The organism is Xanthomonas sp. LMG 12462, from assembly GCF_009192885.1.
In the GTDB taxonomy this organism is placed as follows: domain Bacteria; phylum Pseudomonadota; class Gammaproteobacteria; order Xanthomonadales; family Xanthomonadaceae; genus Xanthomonas_A; species Xanthomonas_A sontii.
Genome location: NZ_NMPP01000083.1, coordinates 14,165 through 34,512, shown reverse-complemented (window position 1 = coordinate 34,512; position 20,348 = coordinate 14,165). Strand labels below are relative to the sequence as shown.

Sequence of the window (20,348 nt, the reverse complement as noted above, 5' to 3'; positions counted from 1 at the left end):
CGGCGGCGGCCTGGGCATCGGCATCCCCACCACGCAGAAGCGCGCCGCCGGCATGGCGATCTGGGTGCCGCCGGGGGCGCAGGCGCCAGCGGCAGCTGGACCGCAGCCTGCGCCGCCCCCCGCTCGCTGAATCGAGTCAGGTCGGTCAGCAACCGCTGACCTGCCCTGTCGATGCGCCGGCTCTGGCACATGCACCGCTCCCCCGAAACGAATCGTCCGGGTCCCCCGGGCCAGCGGATTGGCCCGACAGCGAGCACCCTCCGCCGCTGAAACCCTTGCTAAGCTATTTGCAGGCAGAATCGACCGGACCCCTTCAAGGGTGCGGGTTCGGGATGCCGCTCGCCACGCAGTGACACGTTTGGTCCGAACGTCTGGGATGGACCGCTTTCGACAGAGGGAAGTGCGATGAAGAAGTTGATCTGGATTCTGGTTGCGTTCCTTGGGCTGCAGGGCGTCGCTGGTGCGGAGGAAGCCTATGAAAACCTGTCTTGCCGTTCCAACGACCCGTTCGTGTTCTGTACGCAAGGTTGCAAACCACCCGACCGACATTGGAGACCCGTAGGTACCGGCAGCGGATGGGCGCCGATTGCCCCCTACTGTCCCTACCCCACGGTCGTCGGCACCAAATACTGCAAAGGGTGGTCCGTCATTGCGTACAACGCATGGTGGGAACGCCAGCGCATCTGCCACGTCGGCGGCGGCAAGGCCAGCGACTGGACGGGACGGCAGCGGCCAGAAACCGTTCCAGGAAATCACTGAGAGCGGCGTCCAACCATCAAGGGTTCAGCCCGACAACGCCTCACTTGCGCTGCGACGGCACGAACTCCTCGTCCACCGCCGCGGCCAGCTGGTCCGGGGGCAACAGCCCCTGGTCCAGCAGGAAGTTGTTGAACTTCAGGCGGTCGAACCTGGCGCCCAGCGCCAGTTCGGTGCGCATGCGCAGTTCCAGGATGCGGCTGTAGCCGTAGAAGTAGCTGCCGGCCTGGCCGGGCGCGCGCACCATGTAGCGGTCCAGTTCCTGCCGGGCCATCGCCGGCGACAGGCCGACGTCGTTCTCCAGCACCAGCCGCGCCCGCTCGCGGTCGATCAGGCCGAGATTGAGCATCGGGTCGAGCATGGCACGCGCTGCGCGCAGCAGGCGGAACTGCAAGGCGATCAACTGTCCGTCCAGCGGCTCGTACGGCACCATCTCAGCCTCGGCGTACAGCGCCCAGCCTTCGACGTTGACCGAGTTGAACGCGAACAGGCTGCGCGCCAGCGACACGCCGCGCTCGACCATGGCGGTGAACTGCAGTTCGTGGCCGGGCCGGCCCTCGTGCGCGCTCAGCGTCCATGCCGCGGCACCGAAGTTGAAGTCGTCGTAGTGCTCGCCCTTGCCGGCGCTGTCCGGATTGCCCAGCGGCAGCACGAAGGTGCCCTGCTCGCCGGTGTTGCCGACCAGCGGCGCCGGGCGGAAATGCGGCGCCGGTTGCGCGGCGCTTTCCGCCGGCGAGCCCAGGCGCATCTGCATCGGCCGTTGCGGCACGTCGACGATGCGCTGCTGGCGGATGATCGGATCGATGCGGTCGATGACGCTGCGGTAGTGGGCTTCGAGCTTGTCGTCGGCAATGGTGTCGCGCTTGAGCGCGCGCAGCACCGTGCGGTAGTCGCGGGCATCGTCGCCGCGCAGGCCCTTGGCCGCGGCCACCTGCGGCGCCAGCTGCTGCATCGCCGCGCGGGTTTCCATGAATTCCAGCTGCGCGCGTTGCATCAGCACCTGCGGTGCGATGTCGATGCCGACCTGCTTGAGCTGGAACGCATACAGCTCGGACGGCAGGCGCGCATCCTCGCGCGCCTGCGGCAGCACCACCGTGCGGGTCCAGGTGGCGTAGTCCTGGAACTGCTTGTCCAGCGCCGCCAGCGCCGCATCCGCGCCGGTGATCTTGTACTCGGCGAACAGCGCGCGAATGCCCTTGGCGTAGGTATCAACGTTGCTCAAGGCCTGCTCGACCTCGCGCCTGGTCGGCTGCAGGAGGTTGCCGTCGGTGCGCTTTTCTTCGTAGCGTTGCCGCGCCAGCAGCAGGATCGAGGTGCTGCCCGGCGCCAGGCCGACGTAGCGCTGCAGCCGCAGCAGCGCCTTGGCGCGGCGCGCCGCCGGCACCTGCTCGGACAACAGGTTGTTGATGCCGCCGAACACGTGCTGCGGCGCGTCGGTCCATGGCAGCAAGAAACGCTCGTTGAGCGTGCTGCCCTCGATGGACTGGTCGGCGGCGTGGATCAGGATCGCCAGATCCTGGCGCACGTTCGGATCGCGCTCCACCTGCAGTTTTTCCTGCAGCGTGCGGCGCGCGGCAGCGGTCGCCTCGCGGAAACGCCGCGCGTTGTCGGGCCCGAAATCGGAGACCTGGTCGTCGAATCCCGGCACGCCGAAGAAGCTCACTTCCTCGGTCTGGAACGGCGCCTGCGCCTGCAGCAGGATCTGCGCGAACGCATTGCTGCGCTCCACCCAGGCCGGCGCGCGCGTGCCGGATGCGGCCGCCGGTGCGGCCGCCGCGTCCATCGCCGAAAACGGCAAGGGCGTCGCCAGTGCCAGGGTCAGGGCGATGGCGAGGACACGTGGCTTCATGGCACAGCTCCGACAGAATGATGTCAGGACCGTACGCGGCGCGTGCCGGCTCGGCCATCTGCCGGAGGTCATGGCCGCCGCCACGCCGCGGTGCAGCATGCGGGTGAAGACTACGCCGCCGCGGTCGCGCAGATGCTGTGCCGGCAGCAGAGGCGCGCGATTGCAGGACATGGCGGTGCGATCGCCCATCCCCATGGCGCCACCCACGCACCATGGGACGCGGTGAGCGGCAGAAGGTTCGCCACCTCGCTACTTCGTCGCGTCGGCCTCTGCCGGCGTGGCACTGTCGTCGACATCTGTGGCGGGCACCGGCGGCGCCTCGACCGCCATCCCGTCCGCCTCTTCGTCCTCGTCCTCGGCATCCTGCCCGAGCGCATCGAGCAGCGGGATCGCTTCACCCGCATCCGGCAAGACCTGCAAGGTGGTGTAGTGCCACTCGCCCGCATGGCGCTCGGCTTCGATGTACAGGGTGCCGTTGGCGCGGCTGCCGTGCAGCGACACGCTCAGCTCGGCATTGCCACTGCCGCCGCCGCTGCTGTTGAAGCTGCCGCTGGGCATGATGCCGTCCTTGATCGGCGCGCCCAGCGCAGCCGCCACGCGCGGGTCGTGTTGCGCGGCCATCACACCGACCCGGTACGGCTCGGACGACTTGGTGACGCGCGCGATGCCGAGCACGAACACCGCGATCGACGCCAGCAGCAGGGCGCCGAGCACCAGCACGATCAGCGGCACCGCCCACTTCCAGTGCCGTGCCCACCAGCCGCGCTTGGCCGGTGGCAGCGCCGTGGTGGAGGTGGGACCGGGCGTGCCGGGCAGCGGTGGCGGACTCGACATGACGTCACTCCTTGTCGTGCGGAAGCGGAAAGGTGGAAGCGGAACGGCGCACTCAGGGCTTGAGGCAGCGCGCCAGGAAGGCTTCGGTGGTGCGATAGCGGTGCAGCGCGTTGCTGCCGGACAGGCCGTGCTTGGCGCCCGGATAGGTCATCAGCTCGAACAGCTTGCCGCGCTTCTGCAGTTCGCTCATCAGCGAGGTGGAATTGGTGAACAGCACGTTGTCGTCGGCCATGCCGTGCAGCAGCAGCAGTTGCGAGGTCAGCCCGTCCAGGTGCGCGGCCACGCGGCTGTCGCGGTAGCCATCGGGATTGGCCTTGGGCAGGTTCATGTAGCGCTCGGTGTAGTGGCTGTCGTACAGGCCCCAGTCGGTCACCGGCGCGCCGGCGGCGCCGCAGGCATAGGCCTCGCTGTGCTTGGCCAGCAGCATCAGGGTCATGTAGCCGCCGTTGGACCAGCCGTACACGCCGATACGCGCCGCATCCACCCACGGCTGCGCCTTCAGCCAGGCCACGCCGCGCAACTGGTCGTCCACTTCCACGGTGCCCTGGTGCTGGTACAGCGCACCACCGAAATCGCGGCCGCGGCGCGGCGTGCCGCGGTTGTCCAGCGAGAACACCACATAGCCGTGCTGCGCCAGGTACTGGTCGAACAGCGCATCGCCGCGGCCGGGCCAGCCGTCGACCACGGTCTGCGCGGCCGGACCGCCGTACACATAGACCACCACCGGGTAGCGCTTGCCCGGGTCGAACCCGTCCGGCTTCATCAGCCGGTAGTGCAGCTGGGTCTTGCCATCGGCGGCGGTCAGGGTGCCGAACTCGACCGGACGCTGCGCCTCGCGGTAGGCGGCGTAGGGATGCTGCGGATCGGCCAGGTCGTTGACCAGCAGGGTGGCGATCTTTTCGCCGTTGGCGCGGAACAGCTCGATCTGCGGCGGCGTGGTGGTGTTGGACCAACTGTCGACATACACGCTGGCGTTCTTGGCGAAGCTGGCGGCATGCGTGCCATTGGGCTTGGACAGCTGCTCGATGGCACCGCCGGCCAGCGGCACCGCGTAAATCTGCGTCTGCGTCGGCGACGCCTTGGTCGCGGAGAAATAGACCTTGCCGGCCGCCTCGTCCACCGCGAGCAGTTCGTCCACCAGCCACTCGCCCTGGGTCAGCGGGCGCAGCGTGCGGCCGTCTTCCGAAGCCAGGTACAGGTGTTCGTAGCCGCTGCGCTCCGAGCCCCAGACGAAACGTCCGTCCTTGAGGAAGTGCAGGTCGTAGGTGAGCGGCACCCAGGTCGGGCTGGTCTCGGTGATCAGCACACGCTGCTTGCCGGTGGCCAGGGTCGCCTCGATCAGCTCCAGGCGCTTCTGGTCGCGCGACTGGCGCTGGAAGGTCAGCCGTTGCGGATCGCGCCAGTCCACCCGCGCCAGGTAGATGTCCGGGTTCTTGCCCAGGTCGATCCACTGCGGCTGCGCGCCGGCACGCGGCGCGATCGTGCCGAGTTGCACCTTCACGTTGGGCTGGCCGGCCTGCGGATAGCGCTGCTCCACCACCTCGGTGTGGTCGGCGTAGACCTCCGGGCGCTTCTGCACCGGCACCTCGGTTTCGTCGATGCGCGCGAAGGCGATCGCCGAGTCGTCCGGCGCCCACCAGTAGCCGGTGTGGCGATCCATCTCCTCGTCGGCGACGAACTCGGCCACACCGTTGCCGATGGTCTCGCTGCCGTCGCGGGTGAGCTGGTGCTGCTGGCCGCTGGCCAGGTCGATCACCCACAGGTTGCGCCCGCGCACGAAGCTGACGTAGCCGCCCTTGGGCGAGATCTTGGGATCGGTGACGAAGCCTTCGCCGTGGGTGAGCTTGCGCACCGCGGCGCTGCCGCTCTTGCGCAGGTCGTACAGGTACAGCTCGCCGCCGAGCGGGAACAGCAGCGCATGCGCATCCGGCGCCCACTGGTACTCGACGATGCCGGTGTAGGCGGCGATGCGCTGGCGCTCGCGGCGCGCCTTCTCCTCGTCGCTGAGGGTCTCGGTGCCCGGCAGCACCAGTTTGGAATCCACCAGCATGCGGGTCTGGCCGCTGGCGATGTCGTATTCCCACAGGTCCAGCTGGTTGCGGTCGCTGTCCTTGCCGCGCAGGAAGGTCACCCGCGAGCCGTCCGGCGCCACCTTGGGCTTCATCAGGGTCGGCCCGGACAGCGGCTTGCTGCCGGTGATGGCCTCCAGGGTCAGTTTCTCGGCGTGGGCGGGAACGATGGGGGTGGCGAGCATGAGGGCGAGAGCGGCGAACAGAGAGCGCATGAAGGTTCCTGATGGAGCACCGAGCGCACGGATGATGCGCGTGCGCCCGGGATTTGAGAAGCGCGCCGGCTCAGCGCTGCCCGAACAGGTGCTTGCGCTCGGCGTCGCTGAGCGGCTTGCCCGCGTTCGGGTTCACCTGCTCCTTCAAGGCGTAGGCGCGCTGGGTGGCCGGGCGCGCGGCGATGGCCTCGTGCCAGCGCTTGAGGTGCGGGAAGGCGGCGTAGTCGGGAGTCAGGCCGTTGTACACCTCGATCCACGGGTAGCTGGCCATGTCGGCGATGCCGTAGTCGTCGCCGGCCAGGTAGGCGCTGTGCGCCAGACGCTTGTCCAGCACCCCGTGCAGGCGCCGCACCTCGTTGCCGTAGCGTTCGATCGCATAGCCGATCTTCTCCGGCGCGTAGACGTTGAAATGCCCCATCTGCCCGGTCATCGGGCCGAGCCCGGCCATCTGCCAGAACAGCCATTCCAGCGCGACCACGCGCCCGCGCGGATCGGCCGGGAGGAAGCGGCCGGTCTTCTCGGCCAGATACAGCAGGATCGCGCCGGATTCGAACACGCTCTGCGGCGCGCCGCCGTCGGCCGGGGCATGGTCGACGATGGCCGGCATCTTGTTGTTCGGCGAGATCGCCAGGAACTCGGGCGCGAACTGCTCGCCGGCGCCGATGTTGACCGGCTTGAGCGTGTAGTCCAGCCCGGCTTCCTCGAGGAACAGGGTGACCTTGTGGCCGTTGGGGGTGGGCCAGTAGTACAGATCGATCATGACGGCGCTCCTGGTAGGGGAGCCCGAGTGTAGCGGCGCCCCCCGGCTTGGCAGCGTCATCGCCGGCCGGGTACCCTGGCCGCTCCCGCAACGCAGCATTCCAGACCACGCCATGACTCCAGAGCGGCCCCGCCTGCATCCCCTGTCCAACCTGATCTTCGCCTCGCGCTGGCTGCAGTTGCCGCTGTACCTGGGACTGATCGTGGCCCAGGGCGTCTACGTGTTCCTGTTCGGCAAGGAGCTTTGGCACCTGATCCACGAGGCGCCGAGCCTGGGCGAGCAGCAGATCATGCTGATCGTTCTCGGCCTGATCGACGTGGTGATGATCTCCAACCTGCTGGTGATGGTGATCGTCGGCGGCTACGAGACCTTCGTGTCGCGGCTGGGCCTGGAAGGCCATCCGGACCAGCCGGAGTGGCTGAGCCACGTCAACGCCAGCGTGCTCAAGGTCAAGCTGGCGCTGTCGATCATCGGCATCTCCTCGATCCACCTGCTCAAGACCTTCATCGCGGTCGGCGCGCTCGGCGGCATGCCGATGTGCTCGCCGGAACAGCTGGCCAGCGCCGTGGGGACGGTGGACCTGAAGAGCTGCGCGACGCTGACCGCCACCGGCGTGCTGTGGCAGACCATCATCCATGGCATCTTCATCCTGTCGGCGATCGGCATCGCCTGGACCGACCGGATCATGTCCGCGTCCGCGCCGGCGCGGCCGGCGCATTGACCGGCGCGCGCGGCGTCACGCTTTTTGCCGCATGGCAGCGGCTGCCACGCACGCGGCGGCCGCGGATGCTAGATTGACCGATGGGGTGCGCTGGCGGCATGGGGGCCGCAGCACCGCGAACGCACCGCCGTCGCATCGTTGATTGCCAACACCGGGGATTCAGGGGGACGCATGTCGCAACTCACCACACTCGCCAAGGCGCGCCGGGTCGCGCCGATCCTGTTGCTGGCCGCGCTTGCGGCCTGCTCCAAGCAGGAAGAGGCCGCACCACCCAGCGCTGCACCGGCTACCGCCGCGGCCAACGCACCGGCGCAGCCGGCGGTCTCGGCCAAGGTGCAGTCGATGGGCACCGAACAGTTGCACGACTCGGCCAGCCAGGCGCTGCGCGAGAACCGCATGTACGCACCGGCCGGCAACAACGCGGTCGAGTACTACCTGGCGTTGCGCGACAAGCAGCCGGACGACGCCGGGGTCAAGAGCGCGCTGACCGACCTGATGCCGTACACGCTGATCGCCGCCGAACAGAGCATCAACCGCGAGGACTTCCCGGAAGCCCAGCGCCTGATCGGCCTGATCGAGAAGATGGATCCGCAGGCGCCGGCGCTGCCGCGGCTCAAGCAGGGCGTGAGCAAGAGCATGGAGGCCGTGGCCCAGCGCAGCCAGGACGAGACCGACAAGGCCAAGAAGGACGCCGAGCAGAAGGCCAAGCTGGCAGCCGAGCAGCAGAAGCAGGCGCAACAGCAGGCCAGCGAGGCGCAGGCGGCGCAGCAGATCGCCGCACAGCAGGAGGCCGCGCGCCGCGAGAGCGCACGCCAGGAGGCCGAACGCCAGGCCGCCGCGCGCCCCGCCACGCCCGCCGCCACCACGCAACCGACGCCGGCACCGGCAGCAGCCCCCGCTGCCGCGCCGGCCGCTACCGCTACCGCTACGGCACAGACGCTGCGCCCGATCAGCACCCCGGCGCCGCGCTATCCGCCCGAAGCGCTGCGCTCGGGCACCGCAGGCGAAGTGCTGGTGGAGATCACCGTCGGCACCGACGGCGCGGTCACCAATGCGCGCGTGCTGCGCTCCACGCCGCCGCGGGTGTTCGACCGCGAGGCGTTGAACGCCACCAAGCGCTGGCGCTTCGAACCGGTCGGCGCGCCGGTGACCACCCGCCGCACGCTGGCGTTCAATCCCGGCGGCTGAGCCCATCAATGACACCTGCGTGCCCGGCGGCGGCCGGGCGCGCAGAGAACGCTCAGGCGCAACACCGCGCCGACCGCAACACGTCGACCAGCGCGATCAGGACGTCGGTGTCATGCCCGCACTGCGCGCGGAGACGCCGAAGCGCCCCTTGCGCCAGGCCATCCAGGTCGCGATCGCGCCCACCACCGTGCACACCAGCAAGCCGGGCAGCGAGGCCTCCGGACCGAACGCGCCACCGCTCAACCATTCCGGCACCCCGGCCTGCGCCGTGCTGCGCGCGATCGCCGGCCCCATGTCGGTCCCCGATACCGCCGCGCCGAACAGATAGCCCTGGGTGAAGTTCCAGGCCGCATGCACGCCGATGGAGACCCAGAGCCGGCCGCTGAGCACATAGAACGCGCCCAGCATGACGCCCGCCTCCACCGCGATGCACAACGCGGCGAACACGCTCGCGTTCGGATTGCCGAGGTGGGCCAGGCCGAACAGCAGCGCCGACAGTGCGAACGCCAACCATGGCCCGAACGCGCGCCACAGCAGCCGCAACAGGATCGCGCGCAACATCAGTTCTTCCACCACGCCGGCCTGCAACGCCTTTCCGAGCGGCGCCCACACCGGCGCCGCCCCGGTCCAGCGGATCGTGTAGACGCCGAACGCCGCCATGATCGCCATCACCGCCGCGAACATGGCCGCCCCCAACAGCAGCCCCACGCCCAACTGCAAGGGCGCGGCGCGCCAGGCGAGTTCCGCCGGCCAGCGCCGCTCGCCCAGGCGCACCGCGATTGCGTAGAACACGGCGGCCGTCAGCGCCGTCGCATACGGCGCGAACCGATCCGCGCCCGGCGGAAGCAGCCTGGCGCACAGCAGCGGCACCGCCGTCGCCACGACGATCATCAGCGCCAGCAACGCGATCGCCCAGAGCAGCGCCCGCAGCCAGCGCACCCTTCCCGGCTGCAGGATGCGCGCCTCGCCCAGCACCAGCAGGCGCCTGGCGCCGGCCGCCATCATTGCTGGGACATCGTGTGGATCTGGAGACATGCAAAGGCTCGCTGCGGAGGAAGCATCGGCAGGACGGACAACGTCGCTGCGCGCAGCGAGTGTGCATCACGATCGCGTTTCCTGCGCGGCTCCGCGACGACGGGCGTGCAGCGCGCGGACCCGGCCCGCGCGCTGCCTCCTGCTCAGCTGGAGATCGCCAGCTGTTCCTGCCGGTAGCGGCGCACCGCCGCCAGCCACAGCACCGCGGCCAGGCCGAAACCGGTGAGCAGGTACACCGCCCAGATCTGCGGATCGATCGTCTCGCGGCGGATGATCTTCATCAGCATCTGGTTCTGCGCCAGGAACGGCACCGCGAACTGCCACAACGTGGTCTTCAGCGGATACACCATCAACGCATAGCCCGGCAGCATCGGCAGCAGCATCAGCCAGGTCATGTGGCTCTGCGCTTCCTTCATGCTCTTGGCCGCGGCCGCCAGATAGGTCAGCAGCGAGGTGCCGATGAACAGCATCGGCAGCAGCACGAACAGCATCTGCAACATGGCCACGAAGCTGACGTTGAGCTGGCGGCCGATACCGCTGGCCACCTGCGCGCTGAGCTTGAACGCGAGCAGGGTCAGCAGCAGCGAGACCAGGCCGACCATGCAGGCGGCGGCGATCTTGCCGCTGACGACGGCGCTGCGCGAGGCCGGCGTGGCCAGCAGCGGCTCCAGCGATTGCCGCTCGCGTTCGCCGGCGGTGGCGTCGAGGATCAGGTACGCGCCGCCGATGAACGAGGTGATGGTCAGCAACACCGGCAGCAGCATCGCCAGCAACGCGCCACGCTTGGCCTCGGGCGTGGCCAGGTCCTGCAGTGCCACGTCCAGCGGCCGCGACACCTGCGAGTCGATGCCGCGCGCCAGCAGGCGCAAGGCGCCGACCTGCTGACCGTACATGCTCAGCGCGGCCTGCACCCGCTGGGTCGGGATGTCGGCATCGCGGCGGGTGCTGTCCTTGATGATCTCCACCAGCGCCGGGCGTCCTTCGTGCCAGGCGTTGGCGTAGTCCTCATCGATCTTCAGCGCCAGGTCCACGTCCTGGCTGCGGATCGCGCCGGTCAGATCCTTCGGCGGCGCGACCGCGTTCAGGCCCTGTGCGGCGAGGAAGGCGACCAGGTTCGGCGCGAGTTCGCGGCCGATCACCGGAATGTTCAGCGGCTTGTCGATCTGGGTGCGCACGCGGCTCTCGGCCAGCGCGCCCATGCCCAGGATCAGCGCCGGATACAGCAGCGGCCCGAGCAGCAAGGCCAGCGCCAGGGTGCGGCGATCGCGCGAGAGGTCGCGCAATTCCTTGCGCATCACGGTGAATACGGTACGGAGCAGGCTCATGCGTGCAGTCCCTCGTCGCTGCCGATCGCCTTGACGAAGGCGTCTTCCAGATTGGGTTCGCCGGTCAGGGCGCGCAGTTCATCGGCGGTACCGGCGGCCACCACCGTGCCCTTGGCGATGATGACGATGCGATCGCACAGCGCCGCCACCTCCTGCATGATGTGGCTGGAGAAGATCACGCAACGCCCTTCCTCGCGCAGCTCGCGCAGGAAGCCGCGCAATGCGCGCGTGGTCATCACGTCCAGGCCGTTGGTGGGTTCGTCAAGGATCACGTTGCGCGGATCGTGGACCAGCGCGCGGGCGATCGCGGTCTTGGTGCGCTGGCCCTGGCTGAAGCCTTCGGTCTGGCGGTCGAGGATGTCGTCCATGTCCAGCGCCTTCGACAGCAACCGGGTGCGCTCGGCGATGCGTGCCGCCGACAGCCCGTGCAGCTCGCCGAAGTAGGCGATGTTCTCGCGCGCGGTCAACCGCTTGTACACGCCACGCGCATCCGGCAGCACGCCCAGCGCGCGCCGCACCGCCATCGGATCCTGGCCCACGTCGACGCCGTCCACGCGCACCTGGCCCTGGTCCGGCGCCATCAGCGTGTACAGCATGCGCAAGGTGGTGGTCTTGCCGGCGCCATTGGGACCGAGCAGGCCGGTGATCTGGCCGTCGGCAGCCTGGAAGCTGACCCCTTGCACGGCCTGCACGGCGCCGGCGCGGGTCTTGAATGCCTTATGCAGATTGTCGGCGACGATCATGCCCGCCCCTCCCTGTCGAACGCTGCGCAGCTCATGGTTCCCATCCGTTGAATGAAGTGAAGGCCGGCACGCCGCTCATCGCGTCCAGGCAGGTGGCATCGAGGTGCTTGGCATCGGCGGTCTCGAAGAACTGGCCGAGCAGCTTGGGCATGCAGCCCAGGGTCATGGTGCCGTGGCCCTGGCCGCGCACCACCAGGTGACGGCCGTTGGGCAGGCCCTTCAGCACGCGCTCGGCGTAGCGCGGCGGCGTCACCGGATCCAGCTGGCCGGAGGTCAGCAGCACCGGCAAGGTCGAGGTGAACGGCGCGGTGAAGTCGGCCGGCCGGGTGCCGGTGGGCCACACCGGGCAGGGCGCGAAGAACATCTGCGCCACTTCCGGACCGAGCAGCGTGTCGTGCGTCTGCGGCGCGCGGTAGCGGTCGGCGTCCTCGGCGCAGATCACCGACCACTGCATGCCGCGGTTCATCTGCCCGTCCAGTTGCCCGCCCATCATCTTTGCCAGCGACATCAGCGGCCCGTAGCGGCCGTTGGCCGCTTCGTCCAGCACCAGCGGCAGCAGCGACGCGGTCTGCGGCGCGTAGGAGAACGAGAACGCCAGGCTGGTGACGGTGTCGGCGGTGACTCGGTCGTGGCGGCTCTGGCCGCTGGCCGGATCGCGGTAGTCCACCTCCACCGGCGCCTGCCGCAGCCGCTCCACCACCGCGCGCAACTGCGTGCGGGTATCGGTGGGAAAGCGCTTGGCGCAAGCCGGATCGGCCTTGCACTGCTCGGCCTGCAGGGCGATCGCATCCTCGAAGGTGGTGGCGAACTCGCCGCCGACCACCAGATCGTTCGGCGCCACGCCATCGATAACCACGCTGCGCACGTGCGGCGCGTAGCGGCGCGCGTACTGCTGGGCGACGCGGGTGCCGTAGGAGCCGCCGATCAGATTGATCTTGTCCACGCCCAGCGCGGCGCGCACCGCATCCAGATCGCCGATCGCCTGGGTGGTGGTGTAGTAGCGCGGATCGGCGCGGCCCTGCAGCGACTGCGCGCAGCGCCGCGCGTAGTCGACCAGTTCGTTCGCGGTGGGCGCCCGCGCCGGATCGGCCAGCGGCATCTCCTTGCCGTCCGGTCCCAGGCAGCTCAGCGGATTGGACTGGCCGGTGCCGCGCTGGTCGATCAGGAACACGTCGCGGCGCTTGCGGGTCTCGCGCAGCGCCATGTCGACGATGCTGGCGACCTGGGTAGCGGCCTGGCCGGGACCGCCGGCGAGGAAGAACACCGGATCCGGGTCGCTGCCGCCCTCGCCGGTGACCGGCAGCCAGGCGATGTTGAGTTCGATCTTGCGGCCGTTCGGCGCCGCCGGATTCTCCGCCACCGCCATGCGCGCGCACTGCGCCGGCACGTTGTTGGAGGCCACCGGATTGGTCAGCGTGCACGGGTGGAAGCGCAGCGCGCCGTAGCTGCGCTCGGATGTCTGCGGCGTCGGTGCCTGGGCCGCCTGGCAGGCGGCGAGCAACAGGGTGGCCGCCGCGATGGCGAACGGCCGGGAAGGGTGTCGCATGGTTCGCATCCTTGAGTTCATGGCTTGCAGAATGCCATGCCGGAACATGGCGTCGTCGGTGCCCGGTGGGGCATGGAACGGAGTACGCGGTTACTCGCCTTCATCGAACAGGAACACCTGCTCGATGCTGTGCGCGAACAGCCGCGCGATACGGAACGCCAGCGGCAGGCTCGGATCGTACTTGCCGGTCTCCAGCGCATTGATGGTCTGACGCGACACGCCCAGCCGCTCGCCCAGTTCGCCCTGCGACCAGCCGTGCGCCTCGCGCAGTTCGCGGATGCGGCTGTTCATTGGTAGCGGCGCGCGTTCGCGACCTTGACCACCCCATAGGTCATGCACAGCGCAGGAAACACCCACAGCATCGCGCTCGAGGCCGGCACCGCGATGACCTGCGCCGCCTGCAGGAAGCCGGCGGCCATGTAGACGCCACAGGTCAGCCCGGCAGCGATGGCGATGGACTCCAGCTCGATGCGCCGCTGCAGTTCGTCGGAGTCGCGCACGAAACGCGCCACCGCGCGGATCACCAGCGCCAACGTCAATGCCGGCAGCAGCGCGACCACCACGCGCAGCCAGTGCGCGTCGACGCTGTCGAGCAGGCGCTTCCAGAACAGCATCACCACCACGTAGGCGCCCATCGGCGGGAAGAACTCGCGGTAGTAGCGCCGCGCCAGCGCCCGCGGCGCGCTGTCGGCCAGGCTGCCCCGCGACCACCACAGCAGCAGCGCCATGAACAGGCCGCCGATGCCGACGCCCATGCATACCCCACGCAGATAGTCGCTGCCGCCGAGCGGCAGCCAGGCCCCCACCGCCAGCAGCGCCAGACTCACGCACAGCACCACGATCGCGTTGCGCCTGCAGTTGCCCATATCTGTCCCCGATACTCAGCCGATCCCCGATCCGGCACCCTCGCGGCTGCCGCGTATGCCGTGCCGCCCATTTCCCCTGTCAAGCACGCTTGACAGGAGAATGCGCGCGCCAAGGTCGGCTGTCAAGCGTCCTTTACAGACAAAACAAAAATCACCGGCAAGCCAGCGCAACGAGCCCCTCTCCCGCCGGGAGAGGGGTTGGGGTGAGGGGACGGGCGCGAAGCGCGCTCGACGCTTCGGAAACACGCAGCTTCGCCCTGGACGGACCTGCAAGTGAAGCGGCCGCGGCTGAAGCCGCGCCTACGCGGGATGTCCGGCGCCGACAGCGGCCGTTACTTGCTGCTGACGTACTTCTCGCGGCGGATGTGCTGCACCGGCAGGCCAGCCTCCTTCAGCGCATCGAAGCAGGCATCGACCATGTTCGGATTACCGCACAGGTAGGCGATGTCGCCTTCGGCCTGCGGCGCGAACTCTCCCAGGAACTGCTGCACGTAGCCATGCCGCACGTCCGGATGCGGCGCCTCCGGCAGCTCGCGCGAGAAACACGGCACGAAGCGGAAACCGGGATGCGCATCGGCGAAGGCGCGGAATTCGTCGCCGTACAGCAGTTCGGCCGGGGTGCGCGCGCCCAGCAGCAGCACCACTTCCACGCCGCGCTCGGCCATCGCCGCTTCCAGCAGCGGCAGCATCGAGCGGTACGGCGTGACGCCGGTGCCGGTGGCGATCAGCAGATAGCGACGGTTGCTGTCGCCCGGCTGCAGGCAGAAACGTCCGTACGGGCCGCTGGCGCAGACCTGCCCGCCGATCTCCAGGCCTTCGAACAGCGCGGTGGCCGCGCCGCCGGCGACGAAGCTGACCGCGATCTCCACGGTGGCATCGGCCGGTTGTGCCGGATCGTGACGCGTAGCCAGCGAGTAGCTGCGCTTGGTCGCGGTGCCATCGGCATAGTGGAAGTGCACCTGCACGAACTGGCCGGGCACGAACGGCAGGGGTTGGCCGTCATCGCGGACGAAGCGGTAGTGGCCGACGGCCGGGGCCAGCATGTGGCGGTCGACCAGTTTCAGCGGGAATTGGGCAGGCACGGAGATGCAACAGTCTGTGGCCGGGGGCGACCCCACGAGGTCTTCTATAATAACGGCTGCACTTCTCCTGCGCCGTCGATGCGGCGCGAAGGCCCGCCTTGACTCCCGCACCTGCTCTTTCTCCCCAGACGCCGGCGCCCGCCCTGCGCGTGCGCGACCTGCGCAAGACCTACGACAACGGCGTGCAGGCCCTGCACGGCGTGTCGCTGGACGTCCTGCCCGGCGACTTCTTCGCCCTGCTCGGCCCCAATGGCGCCGGCAAGTCGACCCTGATCGGCATCATCAGCTCGCTGGTCAACCTCAGCGCCGGCCAGGTCGAGGTGTTCGGCACCGACCTGAGCAGCCAGCGCAGCGCGGCGATGCGCCTGATCGGCCTGGTGCCGCAGGAAATCAACTTCAACCTGTTCGAGCAGCCCTTCGACATCCTGGTCAACTACGCCGGCTTCTACGGCATGCCGCGCGCCGAGGCCGAGCGCCTGGCCGAAGTGGAACTCAAGCGCGCGCACCTGTGGGAAAAGGCCCAGGTGATGAGCCGCACCCTGTCCGGCGGCATGAAGCGGCGGCTGATGATCGCCCGCGCGATGATGACCCGGCCGCGCCTGCTGATCCTGGACGAACCCACCGCCGGCGTGGACATCGAGATCCGCCGCGACATGTGGCGCGTGCTGCGCGAGATCAACGCCGCCGGCACCACCATCATCCTCACCACGCACTATCTGGAGGAAGCGGAGAGCCTGTGCCGCAACCTGGCGATCATCGACCGCGGCCGCATCGTCGAGCAGGGCCCGATGCGCGCCCTGCTGGCCAAGCTGGACGTGGAAGGCTTCCTGCTGGACATCGACGGCGAGTTGCCGGCGCAGCTGCCGGCGATCGAGGGCACCAACCTGCTCGCCCTGGACGCGCACACCCTGGACCTGGACATGCCGCGGGCGATGGACCTCAACCGCGTGTTCGCCGCATTGGGCGACGCCGGCATCCGCGTGCGCTCCATGCGCACCAAGAGCAATCGCCTGGAGGAACTGTTCGTGCGCCTCACCGGCGAGCACCGCGATGCCGCTGCGACCACGACCGGCACGGCCACGCCGTCCGCCACTCCCTGATGCCCCCACGGCGACGACCATGACCCCCCAGACCGATTCCACCCTTCCCGTTTCCGACGCCACGCCCGCCCAGCGCAACTGGGTCGCGCTGGGCACCATCGTGCGCCGCGAGGTCAAGCGCATCCTGCGCATCTGGGGCCAGACCCTGGTGCCGCCGGCGATCACCATGACCCTGTACTTCCTGATCTTCGGCGGCCTGATCGGCTCGCGCGTGGGCGACATGGGCGGCTACAGCTACATGCAGTTCATCGTCCCCGGCCTGGTGATGATGAGCGTGATCCAGAACAGCTACGGCAACATCAGTTCCAGCTTCTTCGGCGCCAAGTTCGGCCGCCACGTCGAAGAACTGCTGGTCAGCCCGATGCCCAACTGGGTGATCCTGTGGGGCTACGTCGCCGGCGCGGTGCTGCGAGGACTGATGGTCGGCGTGATCGTGCTGATCATCGCCATGTTCTTCACCCCGGTGCGCATCCCGCACCCGCTGGTGACCCTGACCACGGTGTTGCTGGGCGCGACCATCTTCTCCCTGGCCGGCTTCATCAACGCGGTCTACGCGAAGAAGTTCGACGACGTGGCGATCGTGCCGACCTTCATCCTGACCCCGCTGACCTACCTGGGCGGCGTGTTCTACTCGGTCAAGCTGCTGCCCGGCTGGGCCGAGGCCGCCACCCACGCCAACCCGATCTTCTACATGGTCAACGCCTTCCGCTACGGCCTGCTCGGCAGCAGCGACGTGCCGGTGTGGGTGGCCTACAGCCTGATGCTGGGCTTCGTCGCGGTGCTGGCGGCGCTGGCGCTGTGGCTGCTGCGGCGCGGGGTGGGGTTGCGGAGCTGACGCGCCAGCGTCCTTAGCGCCCCACCTTCCAGGCGGCTGACGCCACCCGAGGCACGACGCCAGGCGTCGTCGCCACAGAGAACATCTTGCGTCGCCCAAGGGCTGCGCCAATACGGCACGGCGAGGACGGCGCACAGCCTCTCGCCATCGGTGCCAATGCCCGGTAGGCGAATCGACGCGGGGCGCATCCGGCCCTTGCACCACGTCAGTAAGCACTGACGAGCGTCGCATCCGGCGTGCCGGGACCTGAGTGCACCGTGCCCCCAATCGCCGCGTCGCGGTGGATACACGCCGCGTCCCGGATTGCAGCCTGTGTCATCCACCGGAATACCCGCTACGCATCACATGCGAGTCCGACGGCGCGCGCGGCGCGAGTCCACCGAATTCACAATTGTATTTTCCGTACGGGATCGCACGCGTCCAAAGTTTGACTCGATAATGTGATGCGAACCTAGGTAAGCGCCAATTTATTAACGCGAGTTTTCTTGTGCCGGCAATAAGCCGACGCTACAGTGCACACGTCCGCTACACACCATCTCTTTACTGGACGTAAAGCGCGGGCCGGAGACCAGCTTCGTCTCCGTGAACGACCTCACTTAATGAACCCATGTCGCCACACGTTGCCGCGGGGCACGCTTGTGTGTTGCCGGTGATTGGGCGATCGAGCCAAGGAGAGGAATCAGATGAAGATCCAACGCAAGCCCATCCGCTTCGGCCGCAAGCAGCAAGGCCAAGGCATGACCGAGTACATCATCATCGTGGCCCTGATCGCGATCGCGGCGATCGGCGTGTTCACGTTCTTCGGTGGTACGGTCCGCGCACAGGTCGCCGGTATGGCGCAGGAATTGTCCGGCAAGGACGCGGACCAGATGATCCAGCGCGCCGGTACGCGCGCAGACAAGGCCCAGGGCCAGGCCGACAAGGACAAGGGTATGGCCGCCTACAACGGCAACAAGTAACGCCCTTGCCACCATCTGCCCGGCCATGGGCAGATGGTGGCCTGCTGCCAATCTCTCGCCAGAGGCCGTACGCAGGCTTCTGCAAACTAGCTAGCAACCCAATCCCATGGAATCCGCAGGGTCCGACGCGTGCGTCGTGCCTTTGGCGGGGTATTGCCCGAAGGAAGCCGCATGGTGATCATCGCCGCCAATCCCTCGACCACGATGGTCGCACCAGCGACATCCTGTGTCCGTTCCAGGATGCAGGGGCAAGCCATGCCGATGGTGCTGGTATTCCTGATGGTGCTGTGCGTGGGCCTGCTGGTGACCTTCAACACCGGGCAAGTGGTTAGCAAGAAGGTCGAACTCACCAATGCCGCCGATGCCGCGGCCTACAGCATCGCCGTCGAGCAGGCGCGCGCACGCAATTTCGCCGCCTATCTGAATCGTGGACGCGTCGCCAACGAAGTGGCGATCGCGCAGATCGTGAGCCTGAACTCCTGGCTGACCATGGCCCACTCGACGTCCGTCCACTTCGAAGAGTTCGTCGAGGCCGCCGAAATCGTGCTGTTCTGGATTCCCCCGCTCAGCAGGGTGTTGGACGGCATCCGTCGCGCGATGAAGCAGATCAACACTGCACTTAAGGGCGTCAGGAGTGGTTTTCTGACCTTTGCCGACGGACAAATGGTCTTTCTCGATCAAACGCTCGATCAGTTCTACGCGAAAGCGGCCAATTTCGCCGTCGCCGACTTCGCGTCGGAAGCCAATGTCTTCGCCATGGCCAGCAAAGTGGTGAAGGACAATGTTCCCGACGCCGACCTGACCTTGGTCGGCAAAGGCGTGCTGGCGAAGAATGTTATTTCCGCAGGTGACCAACTCCAGAGCTATACGCCTGGCAAGCGAAAGGGCCTGAACAGCACCAACGTTGGCGGCGAGCGCTACCGGAACGTTGTGATGGCGTCGCGCGACACTTTCACCCGCGCGCGTAACGGCACGGCGCTTGGCGTGTTCAACAACAATGGCGGCACCGACATGGTCGAATACGATCGCTGGTCGGCCGTGGATACATTCCAGTTCAAGCTCTTCTTCTTCGAGTTCCCGCTTGGCTGGGGAGGAACCCAGGCGGTGGGAAACCGCATGCCGAGGTTCTTCGCCGGCATGAATAATGGGCGAGGGTGGAAATCGCCGTACGACAACCATACCTATGAGGCCTACAACGGAATCACTCGCACCGACATCGCCGGAACGCTCATCGAAGGCGACCCCGCGGTCAGGGAAAGCTTCAACCGCAGCAAGGCGTTTCTAAACAATTACAAGGTCGGCCTGAGCCCGGAGTACCGGGACGTAAAGGCTGCCTACTCGCAGCAGCCAGACGGCGCAAACGCCGGACCGATTTACACCGTCGAGGTCGGCACCGATGTCGACAAGGCCCGCACCAGTTCCGCGCTGAAGATCGGGAGTGGACGCATGCAGCTCAAGGACCAAGCCCGCGGCAACCAGTTGCGTGCGATGGCCAGCGCGCAGGTCTATTTCAACCGACCCCACGAGCTTGCTGATTTTCGGCGCTCGGTTTGGGGCAAGGGCGACAGCAAGTTCGAGAAAGGCAGCTTGTTCAGCCCCTACTGGCAGGCGCGCCTTGTCAAAACGCCCGCCTCCGATCGCGCGCTCCTGGTGGCTGCTCCATGACGTTCCAGATCGATCGATGCCGCATCTTGGCGCTTTCTTGCGTAGCGTCGCTGGCGTTTATCGGCGGCTGCAAGTCGCACGATGCGACCGACGGCGACACGGGCGAGGACGCTTCGTCTTCCGTCAGCGGAGTCAAGTCGCTGCCTGCCCTGCACGTGGTGCTGACCTGGGAGTCGCTTCTGGGAGGGGAGAATCTGCAGCGCAAGAACTATCAGGCGAAGCTGGATGCCTGCCGTGGCTCGGGCATGCCGACCCGCGCGCTTTCGCCACAGGAGGAAGCCAAGCTGGGAACGGGCGAAATCGAGATCATGATCGATGCGCACCGCCAGTTCGCTCACCAAGTCAGCTGGACACTGGGGGCCGACGGCGACAGCGGACAGACAGCATGCCTGATCAAGCTTGAGGAACACACGGACAAAGATACCGTCGAAGACGCCGACGGCATGTACATGGCGATTGACAGCAGCACACGTGCACAGGACCGCCAGACCTTTCAGGCCGCCGGCTGGACGCTGACGGGCGAAGGCCAAGTCAAGGGCCAACCCTGCACTCGCTGGCAGAACGGCAAACAGGAGGTCTGCATGTGGTCTGCTGGAAGCAAGTGGGGCTTTTCCGAATCACCCGCCGATGCAGCCGGCTGCACGATAGACGCCGTGGGCGTCTACCTACAGGCCATTCCGCTGGAGGCCAAGCCGCTACGGGGCGGCAACGGTTGCGTGCTGCAGGTCAAGTCATTCAGCCTCGGCAGCGGTCTGATTCCTTCCAACGTGGCGGGTGGGAAGGAAGAAAACTAGGAGACG

General features: G+C 67.7%; 19 protein-coding genes. 8 read left to right on the top strand and 11 right to left on the bottom strand.

The annotated features are described in order from the left end of the window. The first annotated feature begins 405 nt into the window (after window positions 1–405). Window positions 406–759, top strand: coding sequence for a hypothetical protein (locus CEK69_RS18670; protein ID WP_152236822.1), 354 nt, complete (start codon window positions 406–408; stop codon window positions 757–759). A 40-nt stretch (window positions 760–799) separates the two neighbouring features. On the opposite strand, the gene CEK69_RS18665 is transcribed toward CEK69_RS18670, so the two are convergent. From CEK69_RS18665 to CEK69_RS18650, 4 genes are all read right to left on the bottom strand, one after another. Further along, window positions 800–2,605: a DUF885 domain-containing protein gene (locus CEK69_RS18665; RefSeq protein WP_152247295.1), complete on the bottom strand. Its 1,806-nt coding sequence runs from the start codon at window positions 2,603–2,605 to the stop codon at window positions 800–802. A 249-nt stretch (window positions 2,606–2,854) separates the two neighbouring features. Further along, the gene (locus tag CEK69_RS18660; protein ID WP_152181555.1) at window positions 2,855–3,439 is read right to left on the bottom strand and encodes a cytochrome c oxidase assembly factor Coa1 family protein; all 585 of its coding nucleotides are present in this window, start codon (window positions 3,437–3,439) and stop codon (window positions 2,855–2,857) included. Between the two features lie 52 nt (window positions 3,440–3,491). Further along, window positions 3,492–5,723 carry a S9 family peptidase gene (locus tag CEK69_RS18655; protein ID WP_152247293.1) on the bottom strand — a complete coding sequence of 744 codons (2,232 nt, stop codon included), beginning with the start codon at window positions 5,721–5,723 and terminating at the stop codon, window positions 3,492–3,494. A 70-nt stretch (window positions 5,724–5,793) separates the two neighbouring features. Then, window positions 5,794–6,483 carry a glutathione binding-like protein gene (locus CEK69_RS18650; protein ID WP_043094212.1) on the bottom strand — a complete coding sequence of 230 codons (690 nt, stop codon included), beginning with the start codon at window positions 6,481–6,483 and terminating at the stop codon, window positions 5,794–5,796. Window positions 6,484–6,595: 112 nt separating this feature from the next. Between CEK69_RS18650 and CEK69_RS18645 the strand changes: the two genes are divergently transcribed. Both CEK69_RS18645 and CEK69_RS18640 read left to right on the top strand, forming a co-directional pair. Beyond that, window positions 6,596–7,204, top strand: coding sequence for a TIGR00645 family protein (locus CEK69_RS18645; protein WP_017908501.1), 609 nt, complete (start codon window positions 6,596–6,598; stop codon window positions 7,202–7,204). Window positions 7,205–7,375: 171 nt separating this feature from the next. Beyond that, the gene (locus CEK69_RS18640) at window positions 7,376–8,392 is read left to right on the top strand and encodes an energy transducer TonB (RefSeq protein WP_152247291.1); all 1,017 of its coding nucleotides are present in this window, start codon (window positions 7,376–7,378) and stop codon (window positions 8,390–8,392) included. Between the two features lie 96 nt (window positions 8,393–8,488). Here the strand turns inward: CEK69_RS18640 and CEK69_RS18635 are convergent, their stop codons facing one another. The 7 genes from CEK69_RS18635 to CEK69_RS18605 form a co-directional block, all read right to left on the bottom strand. Then, window positions 8,489–9,295, bottom strand: coding sequence for a CPBP family intramembrane glutamic endopeptidase (locus CEK69_RS18635; RefSeq protein WP_226975229.1), 807 nt, complete (start codon window positions 9,293–9,295; stop codon window positions 8,489–8,491). A 275-nt stretch (window positions 9,296–9,570) separates the two neighbouring features. Continuing rightward, window positions 9,571–10,752: an ABC transporter permease gene (locus CEK69_RS18630; protein WP_152247287.1), complete on the bottom strand. Its 1,182-nt coding sequence runs from the start codon at window positions 10,750–10,752 to the stop codon at window positions 9,571–9,573. Next, window positions 10,749–11,495 (bottom strand): ATP-binding cassette domain-containing protein, encoded by a 747-nt coding sequence (locus CEK69_RS18625; protein WP_017908432.1) that lies wholly within the window; start codon window positions 11,493–11,495, stop codon window positions 10,749–10,751. The genes CEK69_RS18630 and CEK69_RS18625 overlap by 4 nt, the downstream gene beginning before the upstream one ends. Window positions 11,496–11,526: 31 nt before the next feature. Beyond that, window positions 11,527–13,041 carry an alpha/beta fold hydrolase gene (locus CEK69_RS18620; RefSeq protein WP_017915439.1) on the bottom strand — a complete coding sequence of 505 codons (1,515 nt, stop codon included), beginning with the start codon at window positions 13,039–13,041 and terminating at the stop codon, window positions 11,527–11,529. A gap of 90 nt (window positions 13,042–13,131) precedes the next feature. Continuing rightward, window positions 13,132–13,332 (bottom strand): helix-turn-helix transcriptional regulator, encoded by a 201-nt coding sequence (locus CEK69_RS18615; RefSeq protein ID WP_017908434.1) that lies wholly within the window; start codon window positions 13,330–13,332, stop codon window positions 13,132–13,134. Continuing rightward, a complete protein-coding gene (locus tag CEK69_RS18610; RefSeq protein ID WP_152247285.1) occupies window positions 13,329–13,907 on the bottom strand; it encodes a hypothetical protein in 579 nt (192 codons plus the stop codon). The genes CEK69_RS18615 and CEK69_RS18610 overlap by 4 nt, the downstream gene beginning before the upstream one ends. A gap of 332 nt (window positions 13,908–14,239) precedes the next feature. Continuing rightward, the gene (locus tag CEK69_RS18605; protein ID WP_255424828.1) at window positions 14,240–14,950 is read right to left on the bottom strand and encodes an FAD-binding oxidoreductase; all 711 of its coding nucleotides are present in this window, start codon (window positions 14,948–14,950) and stop codon (window positions 14,240–14,242) included. Window positions 14,951–15,087: 137 nt separating this feature from the next. On the opposite strand from CEK69_RS18605, the gene CEK69_RS18600 reads away from it, so the two are divergent. From CEK69_RS18600 to CEK69_RS18580, 5 genes are all read left to right on the top strand, one after another. Further along, on the top strand, window positions 15,088–16,089 hold the full coding sequence (locus CEK69_RS18600) for an ABC transporter ATP-binding protein (protein WP_152247281.1): 1,002 nt from the start codon (window positions 15,088–15,090) through the stop codon (window positions 16,087–16,089). 19 nt (window positions 16,090–16,108) lie between these two features. Continuing rightward, complete coding sequence (locus tag CEK69_RS18595; RefSeq protein WP_017912350.1) at window positions 16,109–16,924, top strand: ABC transporter permease; 816 nt, start codon at window positions 16,109–16,111, stop codon at window positions 16,922–16,924. Window positions 16,925–17,607: 683 nt separating this feature from the next. Beyond that, window positions 17,608–17,883: a pilus assembly protein gene (locus tag CEK69_RS18590; RefSeq protein WP_152182379.1), complete on the top strand. Its 276-nt coding sequence runs from the start codon at window positions 17,608–17,610 to the stop codon at window positions 17,881–17,883. 171 nt (window positions 17,884–18,054) lie between these two features. After that, window positions 18,055–19,548 (top strand): pilus assembly protein TadG-related protein, encoded by a 1,494-nt coding sequence (locus tag CEK69_RS18585; protein WP_226975228.1) that lies wholly within the window; start codon window positions 18,055–18,057, stop codon window positions 19,546–19,548. Then, window positions 19,545–20,342 carry a hypothetical protein gene (locus CEK69_RS18580; protein WP_152247279.1) on the top strand — a complete coding sequence of 266 codons (798 nt, stop codon included), beginning with the start codon at window positions 19,545–19,547 and terminating at the stop codon, window positions 20,340–20,342. Before CEK69_RS18585 ends, CEK69_RS18580 begins: the two co-directional genes overlap by 4 nt. Window positions 20,343–20,348: the final 6 nt, after the last annotated feature.